This window comes from Halochromatium sp., assembly GCF_054919635.1.
On sequence record NZ_JBUDPI010000139.1, the window covers coordinates 1 to 8,800 of the forward strand.

Here is an 8,800-nt window from a genome sequence, read left to right on the forward strand (position 1 = left end):
ACACGCTGAAGCGCCAGGGCGGCAATCCGTTCCGCGATTTTCAGCTCCCCCAAGCGGTGATCGCACTCAAACAGGGTGCCGGCCGACTGATCCGCGATCCTCAGGATCGGGGCGTGCTGGTGGTCTGCGACCCACGTTTGAACAGCCGCAGCTATGGTCGAGTCTTTTTGAGCAGCCTACCGCCGATGCGTCGAACCGATGACCTCGCTGAATTGGAGGCCTTCTTCGCTCAGCCGCTCTCAGAGAACGCTGCGCGCCCAAGGGCCACGGACTAGGTGCACTGCTGTGCCTTGCTGGCGCTCATCGGCTGGTCCCCAGAAGCTGGCCCCAGAAGCTAGTCTCCAGAAACCAGCGCCAGCATCTGCTCGTAGCTGAGCTTGCCGCCGTCGTCGGCCCCGCTGAGCAGGCCGTCGGCGAGATCCCGCTTGCTGGCATGCAGCTTCAGGATGCGCTCCTCGATGGTGTCCTTGGCCACCAGTCGATAGACGGTCACCGGCCGCTCTTGGCCGATGCGGTGGGCGCGGTCAGAGGCCTGGTCTTCAACCGCTGGGTTCCACCAGGGGTCCATGTGGATCACGTAGTCGGCGGCCGTCAGGTTCAGCCCTGCACCGCCGGCCCGGAGGCTGATCAGGAACAGCTCGCCCTCGCCGGCCTGAAACGCGTCCACGGCCGCGCGCCGCTGCGGCTCTGGGGTCGAGCCATCCAGATACTGATAGCGGATCTGGCGCCGGTCCAGATGCTCGCGGATCAGGCTCAGATGGTCGACGAACTGACTGAAGACCAGGGCCTTATGGCGGTTGTCGAGCAGCTCATCGACGATCTCAGCAAAGGCCTCGAGCTTGGCGCTCGGCAGCTCGGTGTCGGGCAGTGCCAGGCGCGGATGGCAGCAGACCCGGCGCAGGCGCATGATCTCGGCGAGCAGCAACAGCCGCTTATGACCAGGGGCCGCCTTGCTGCCCTCGGCATCGAGCCGCTCCATCGCCTCTCGGCGCAGCGCCTCGTAGAGTGCCATCTCGCCTGTGCTGAGCTCGAGCTGTAGGTTGATCTCGGTGCGCGGTGGTAGCTCAGCGAGCACATCGGTCTTCAATCGCCTGAGAATGAACGGCTTGAGCAGCTGGCGCAGACGTTGGCGAGCACTCTGGCTCTTCTCTTGCTCGATTGGGAGCGCGAAGCGCTGATTGAACCGCTGCAGTGAGCCGAGCAGCCCCGGATTGATGAACCGGAACAGGTTCCAGAGCTCGCCGAGATGGTTCTCGATCGGGGTGCCGGTGGTGATCATCCGGAAGCCGCCCTTGAGCGCCATGATCGCCTGCGAGCGCTTGGTCATCGCGTTCTTGAAGGCCTGCGCCTCGTCGGCAACGATGGTTTGCCAGTCGATCTGGCTCAGGCGCTCGCGCTCGCTCTGCAGCAGCCCATAGCTGCAGACGACCAGATCAAAAGGGCCAGCCTCAGCAAGCATCGCGCCGCGGTCGCCATCGCCGAAGCGCAGTGGTCGCAGCGTGGGCGCAAAGCGCTGCGCCTCGTCCAACCAGTTACCACAGACCGAGGTCGGCGCCAGCACCAGGGTCGGCCCCTGCGGCGCCCGTGTGAGGATCAGGGCCAGGGCCTGAATGGTCTTGCCAAGCCCCATATCGTCAGCCAGGCAGGCACCGGCGCCCCAGTGGGCGAGTCGCGCCAGCCAGCGAAAGCCTTCCAGTTGATAGTCGCGCAGCTCGGCTTGCAGCGTCGACGGCAGCTCCGGCTCAAAGGCCTCGATCTGCGCCAGGCGATCGAGCAGACCGCGCCATTCCTGACTCGCCTCGACCTGCATGCCGTCGATCAGCTCATGCACAGCCGGCGCTGCCAGCGGATGGAAGCGGCCATCATCGGTCAGCCCAGCCAGACCCTGCAAACGCCGGCGCAAGGCGCTGCTCAGGACCAGAAAATCGCCCTCGCCGAGGCGCACGTAGCGTCCCTGTGCAGAGGCGACACGCTCGATCAGCTCGCGCATGGCCAACACCCGACCGTCATCGAGCTGCAGTCCACCGGCGATATCGAACCAGTCGTTCTTCTGGCGGACCTTGACCTGAAGACGGCTGAGGCCAAGCTCCTCGCTGAGCGCGATACGCCGCCCCTGCGGCCAATCCAGCTGCACCTGCTCGCCCAGCGCATGCAGTTGCTCGAGCGCTGCCAGTGCGTCGGCCGGATCGGGCAGCGTCCAGGTCCAGTCTTGCTCACCGTCCCAGTCGAGTGCGCCAGGAGATCCCTGCCCCTGACTCGGATCGAGACCTCTATCCATGCCCGACTCCATCGCGGAGCCCAAGGCCGGACAGGCCGCGATCACGGCCTCAGCCGCGTCTCGCTCGGCCTGCAGATTGCGGGTGCAACGCAACGGTCGTCCGTCACGCTCGGTGAACAGGCTGGCGCGACCCGCACCTGGGCGCAGCTGCGGACCGATCTCACCGAAGGGATGGAAGAAGAGGTCCAGCTGCAGGCCCTCATCGCAGGGTGTCAGATGCAGATGTGGGCAGAGATCAGCCTCGATCGATTCGGCCTGGCTATCGCCACCGCCGATATCCGAGTGCACGGTGAGCATCGGCGCCACGGCCGTCAGACTAGCCAATAGGGTTTGCTCGCCGGCCCGGGGGACCACCAACCCCTCGGGTCCCAGGATGCGCGCGATCTCGCGATGGCCAGCGTCGAACTGGATCAGGCGCAGCCGCTGTGGGGTCTCCTGCACCGGCAGCACTGAGCGAGCTTCCTGCGGATAAGGCTCGAGACTGACGAGGATGTCCTGCTCACGACGGATCACGCTCAGGGTCGGCGAGCCGCTCACCAGCTCGACGGGCGCTTCAGGCCGATCCGGCCGGAACACCAATGGATGGCCGACCGCCGCCATCAGGGCGCGGTCGCGATCGAGGTCGTGGCTGCTGCGCGTGTAGCCGCTCGTCCAGCCGGCCTGCTGCTCGCCCCTGATCGCCTCGCAGATGGCGCGATCCTTAGACGTCAGATAGGGGAATCGTTGCGGCTCATCGGTCAGGCGCTGCAGCGAGACGGCTCGGCCCTGGGTCCAGCTGCCGCGTTTGGTGCGCTTCTGCTCGCGCGGCTCGAGCACGGCAGTCTCGTCGTAGAGCGTCAGCAGCCACGCCATGCGGCGGTCGACCTCCTGCCGCTGCCGGACCCGATCCGCGCTGAGGTCGCGCTGCTCGGCCAGCCCTTTGAGCGCCTCGAGCGCGATCTCCCAGGTTGGCTTGGGCGCGAGCAGATCGGTCAACAGCACCTGATCGGCATCTGGATCGGGATCGCGACCGGGCATCGCCAGTGTTGGCAATCCGTCCCCGACATCGAATCGCTGCAACAGTGCAACGACCTCGCGCACATACCAGTTGAGACCCGCGCGGGTCGCCTCGACAGCGTTGCGCTTGAGCGCCGTTAGGCTGTCGCTCGCCGGCCGCTTGCCGAGCCAGTACAGACAGAGCGCCTGGAACAGCGCCGGAAACGGACCCCGAGGCGCCATGCTATGCAGCAGCCAGGCGCTCTCAGCGACATTGGCCTGACCAGCAAGCACCGCGGCCAGATCATCGAGCAGCCGGAAGACCGGCTCGAGCAGGTCGGTAACGCTGGCCTTGAGACAGACCGCAACCAGATGCCGCACACGCTCGAGGTCTGCCGGCTCGCCACGCTGCAGCAACGCCAGCAGATGCAGCACGCCGGCGATACCGGGCACATAGAGGTTGCGCTGACGACTGCGGCGGCGAAGCGCTTGCAGCGCAGACTCATAGGCGTCGATCGCCTCCGGATAGGCGCCACGCAGCATCTGTAGCCAGCCGGTGAGGATCAGGGCTTGAGGATCATCGCGATCAGCCAGGAGCTCAGGCACCCGCTCCGTCTGACCACGCAACAGACGCTGCTCGGCAAGCGCATCGGCGGCATCCGGGTCGGAGGCCGCCAGTGGACCGAGCAAACGCTCCATCAGCTGGTAGGAGCTCGGCCGGGCGCGCAGATCGAGCGCGGCCTCGCGCAACATCGGCGCCAGTGCCAACAGCTTGAGGCGCGCTGGCAGGGTCTCGAGCCAGGCCGGATCGGCTGAGCGCGTGCAGATGGTCGCCAGCGGCTCCACCTGCCGATAGCGCACCTGAGCCAAGGATTCGCTGTCCTGCAGCATCAGCATCCGCAGCACCTCGTCCTCGCGTCCGGCATAGACGGCAATACGCAGCAGCCGAAAGCGCCGCTCCTCACTGGGCCGATCCCAGGAGTTGCGCATCATGCTTGGCACCACCCGCTCAGCAGCAGCGACAATGGCATCAAAGCTGCGCTCAGCGACCGTCTCCCGGGTCAAGGGCTCCAGTAAATCCGGATGGCAAACCAGATTGTGACGCTTCTGCTCCAGCAGCCCCTGATCGAGCATGCGCTCGCGCCAGGCCTTGCCGAGCCGTGCCTTCAGTGGGGTGCCACGGCGGTCCTTCCAGCCCAGCGCGTCGAGCAGGAGCCCGAGACTGGTCTGGCTGATCGGTTCGCAGACCACCGAGAGCGCGCGCAAGATGCGCCGCTCGTCGGCCACAAGGGCTTGATAGGCGAGGCGTCGATCCGTCATGGCGAGCGATGAACGCGGAGGTGTAGGAGGCGGATGGCTCGTCGTTCCCTTGGCTTCAACACGGGGCAGCTCTTGCAGTGAGCAAAAGCGATCATGGTACAGTTTCAGCAACCATCGTCCACTGAATATGCGCCCAATGCGATGAAGATCTTGGCCCTGGAAACCTCAGGCAACCACTGCTCGGCGGCCTTACTGACCGGCGATCGGCTTGAGCAACGCTGTGAGCATGCCCCACGCCAGCACGCCGATCTGATCCTCGGTATGCTGGATGCGCTGCTCGAGGAGGCGGGCCTCAGGCTGACCGAGCTGGATGCCATCGCGTGTGGCCGTGGCCCCGGCTCGTTCACCGGGGTGCGGATCGCAGCCGCCGTTGCACAGGGGGTCGCCTTTGGCGCCGGCCGGCCGGTCATCGGCATCTCGACGCTCGCAGCGACGGCGCGGGCCGCGTTTCGCCACAGCGGCCAACGCAAGATCGCCTGCGCGCTCGATGCACGGATGGACGAGGTCTACTGGGGCTGCTACTACCTCGAGGGCGATGGAGAGGCTAAGTTGCTGGATCAGGAGTTGGTCGTCGCACCCGAGCAGACGCCTGCCCTACCGCCTGGCATCTCGGGCACCAGCTGGTGCGCGGCCGGAAGTGGCTGGGTCGGCTATCCCGGCCTCCGAGATCGCCACCAATCCGAACTGCTAATCTGCCAAGAACCGATCTCCGCCATCATCCCAGAGGCCAGCGACGTCGCCTGGCTAGCCCGCGCGGCCTTCGATCAAGCACAGCGGCCCGACCGCGCGGCACCGGTTTATCTGCGAAATCGCGTCGCAGAGGTTAGCCGCAAGAGCGCTGCCTCCATTTAGCCATCGAGCGGCCAAGCCAATACCTTCTCCGAGAGAGCTGCCGTTATGACCCGGTGCTCAGATGGTGGCTACGCCCCAGTTTGGGGGCGTGATGGTGGCAATGCCGACGCATGCAGGACACCACGTAATGGATCAGGGTCGCCTCAACCGCGACGAACACGATCAGCCCCACTGCGATTCTCAGTTCTGGCTCGGGCTGTGACAGCCCTAGGGTTAGCCAGGTCACAAAGCCCGTGATCCCGGCGATGACAGTCATCAGCGCGAACGGCCATACCGAGGAAAAACACGTCTTGCACAGTTTCATAGGAACCATCCTCGGGCGCCAAAACGCAACCTGTTTTTCAGTTTTTGGTCGAATACTTTACAAGCATAGCGGAAAAGCCGGCTGTCCACGACAACAGCCACGTCAAATCGCAGCATCCAACAGACACTAAGCCCGCCCGTCCGCTACCGAACAAGGTAAAGCCTGTTCAAAACCAAAACAACAGCATTTTGAACAAATCATTACAGCAACAAAACATCGTCAGCCTCGCGGCCACCTGCCTTGCCGAGACCGACCCCGCGACCAAGGTCGCGCTCACACGCCAGGTCACCGCCCGCTGGGCCGCCGGAGAGATCGCATCCGACACGCCACCCGACTGGCGTCCACTGGATACGCCGGGACGACCGGCCAAGCCCGTCTTGGTCGATGCACGGGAGCTACCGAAACGCAAGCTCAGTACCCCCGAGGGCCTGGTCTCGCTGGTCCACGCCGTCGCCCACATCGAATTCAACGCCATCAACCTCGCCTGGGACGCCGTGCAGCGCTTTCCGCAGATGCCCAAGTCGTTCAAGAGCGACTGGATCCAGGTCGCCGCCGAAGAGGCCGAGCATTTCGTCTTGATGCAAGAGCGACTGCAAACCTTGGGCCAGGACTATGGAGACCTACCCGCCCATGACGGCCTCTGGGACATGGCATGCCGTACCGCCGGCGATGTGCTCGAGCGCATGGCACTGGTGCCGCGGGTGCTCGAAGCACGCGGTCTCGACGTCACACCCGGAATGATTGAGCGGCTGGGAAGGATTGGAGATCATGACACCGCCGATCGCCTCGCGATCATACTGCGCGATGAGATCGGGCACGTGGCGATTGGCAGCCGCTGGTTCCACCATCTCTGCGATGAGCGCGGGCTGGAGCCGCAGGCCACCTCGTTGGCGATGATCCAACGTCACCTGCGAGGCGAGGTTCGCTGCCCGCTGAATCGCTCAGACCGGCGCCGAGCTGGCTTCAACGAGTCCGAGCTTGATGATCTCGAGGAATTGTGTGCTAGTAACCATCGGCCGGCGTAGAAACGCAGCCGAGATGGCAATTTGTTGAGCAGTCGAAGGCCAAAGCCGGTGCATTTATCAATTTTAGGACTGGCGCCGACCCGAACCCAATCGGTTTAACCCGGAGATTCCTCGAAAAAAGCGCTGCTTAGCTCGACTTTAGGGCTAGGCAGGTAAGCACCGTTGGGCACGCAAGGCACTTGCCTTGGCATCGGCAGCTACCGATGCGGGCGGAGCGTCGTCATCTGGTAACCGGTAGAAGACCAACCCGTTGGAGCTTCCAACAAGCGCTAATCATGACAAGACGCCTGAATGCAGCCTTAGTCCAGATCGGAGTGTTCATTTGCCTCTGCACGGGCCATGCCTTCGCGACGGACGCACCCGACATGGACGCCTTGAAGAAGGGTCTCTGGATCGATCGCGAACGACTCATGCAACTGCCAATGGAAGGACCCGCTTGGGACGAGCTACTTAAAGACGCCCAAACGCCCATCAAGAAGCCAGACCTGACCAATCAGGAGGAAAAGACCAATGTTCGCGTCTTCGCTAGAGCGCTGGTCTATGCACGCACCGGCGAGGACTCCTACCGAGACGAGGTGATCGCTGCGATCAAGGACGTGATGGGCACCGAAACCCGACCGGGCGGCCGCACGCTCGCGCTCGGACGCAACCTCATGGCCTATGTGCTCGCCGCCGATCTCGTCGGGCTGCCCCCAAACCTCGATGAGAGGTTTCGCAAGTGGCTTCGCGCCATTCCAACCTACCGTTATCCCTCCGGTAAGACCCTTGTCTCGACGCACGAGATCCGTCCAAATAACTGGGGTACGGCAGCAGGAGCAAGCCGCATCGCCGTTGCCGGTTACCTAGGCGACAGCGATGAGATCGAGCGAGCAGCCCAGGTCTTCAAAGGCTACCTTGGTGACCGCGGCGCGTACGCAGGCTTTAAGTACAAGAAGGTCGATTGGTGGCAGGCAAATCCTGATAAGCCTGTCGGAATCAACCCCGCTGGCGCGACACGGGAAGGCCACAGCATTGATGGCGTTCTTCCCGAAGAGATGCGTCGCGGTGGACCCTTCACCTCGCCCCCACCGAAAGAAAACTACGTCTATACCGGGCTTGAAGGCGCTCTAGCGCAGGCCGTGCTGCTCGAGCGGGCCGGCTACACCCCGTTTGAATGGCAGAATCGCGCCCTACTTCGGGCCTTCGAGTGGTTATACAATGAGGCCAACTTCCCAGCAGTCGGCAATGATACCTGGCAGCCTTATCTAATTAACTCCATCTATGGCACAGACTTTCCAGTTACGGTACCCAGTCGATACGGGAAGAACATAGGCTATACCGATTGGACACATAACAAAGAGGGCCGAAGCCGTTAGATTCATCGACCTCGACAATCGCTCCGACCAGAACCCAACGGGGTTACCCTTAGGCATCTTTGAATGACCTGGCACCCCAGAAGCTTCCCAGCGCAATCGCGTCATAGCGTTCGCATAGTCCTCTATAGAAGGAGTGAGGCTATCGGCGTAATCAGTTTGAAGTACTGACGTGCTGAGGTTCCGATGCCGCCGCTTGCCCTCGGGGTTGAGGCCATTAGTGACGTACCCTCCGGAGAGATCATCGCCGTCGATGGCAAGAGCCTGCGTTGCCCGCTTGATCGGGGTGCAGGGTTGGGTGGACTGCATCTGGTCAGTGCCCAGACGAGCAGCAACGCCGTGATCATGCGACAAGAGGCCAAATGTTCACGCGGTCGCAATTGGTGTCGACTCGTTTTTAACCGCAGTGCATGCGATTTAACAAAAGACCCTGATTTTTCTCCTCCAACTCACGGATTCACGTAATTGGCAATACAATTGTAATTCATTCCCAGGGCATTCAGCGACCCAAGGTCAAAAACATCTCCGATATTAGTTCTCAAGTAAGTACGCCAATCCAGCTCAGATACCAATAAATCGAGCCCTCGATCGACGAACGGACGGGAAAAGTACGGAGGCGAATACTCCGTCTCAGTCGTCGGGGGAGACAACACATCAGCATTGGCAGCCTGAATGCCATTGAATACGCAGCCCA

At 62.9% G+C, this 8,800-nt stretch carries 7 protein-coding genes; 4 read left to right on the plus strand and 3 right to left on the minus strand.

All coding sequences use genetic code 11. The annotated features are described in order from the left end of the window. A partial coding sequence (locus tag ACY693_RS10020; RefSeq protein ID WP_462321687.1) for a helicase C-terminal domain-containing protein occupies positions 1–275 on the plus strand: 275 nt, incomplete at its 5' end. Positions 276–334: 59 nt separating this feature from the next. Here the strand turns inward: ACY693_RS10020 and ACY693_RS10025 are convergent. Beyond that, positions 335–4,573 carry an SNF2-related protein gene (locus ACY693_RS10025; protein ID WP_462321688.1) on the minus strand — a complete coding sequence of 1,413 codons (4,239 nt, stop codon included), beginning with the start codon at positions 4,571–4,573 and terminating at the stop codon, positions 335–337. A 141-nt stretch (positions 4,574–4,714) separates the two neighbouring features. Between ACY693_RS10025 and tsaB the strand changes: the two genes are divergently transcribed. Continuing rightward, positions 4,715–5,425 (plus strand): tRNA (adenosine(37)-N6)-threonylcarbamoyltransferase complex dimerization subunit type 1 TsaB, encoded by a 711-nt coding sequence (tsaB, locus tag ACY693_RS10030; RefSeq protein WP_462321689.1) that lies wholly within the window; start codon positions 4,715–4,717, stop codon positions 5,423–5,425. Between the two features lie 43 nt (positions 5,426–5,468). Here the strand turns inward: tsaB and ACY693_RS10035 are convergent, their stop codons facing one another. After that, complete coding sequence (locus tag ACY693_RS10035; RefSeq protein WP_462321690.1) at positions 5,469–5,729, minus strand: hypothetical protein; 261 nt, start codon at positions 5,727–5,729, stop codon at positions 5,469–5,471. 188 nt (positions 5,730–5,917) lie between these two features. Between ACY693_RS10035 and ACY693_RS10040 the strand changes: the two genes are divergently transcribed. Together ACY693_RS10040 and ACY693_RS10045 are read left to right on the plus strand one after the other, a co-directional pair. Next, on the plus strand, positions 5,918–6,754 hold the full coding sequence (locus tag ACY693_RS10040) for a ferritin-like domain-containing protein (protein ID WP_462321691.1): 837 nt from the start codon (positions 5,918–5,920) through the stop codon (positions 6,752–6,754). Positions 6,755–7,029: 275 nt separating this feature from the next. Beyond that, entirely contained in the window at positions 7,030–8,109 is a 1,080-nt protein-coding gene (locus tag ACY693_RS10045; RefSeq protein WP_462321692.1) for an alginate lyase family protein, read from the plus strand. Between the two features lie 446 nt (positions 8,110–8,555). On the opposite strand, the gene ACY693_RS10050 is transcribed toward ACY693_RS10045, so the two are convergent. Continuing rightward, positions 8,556–8,800 (minus strand): hypothetical protein (locus tag ACY693_RS10050; protein WP_462321693.1); only part of this gene is annotated, 245 nt, incomplete at its 5' end.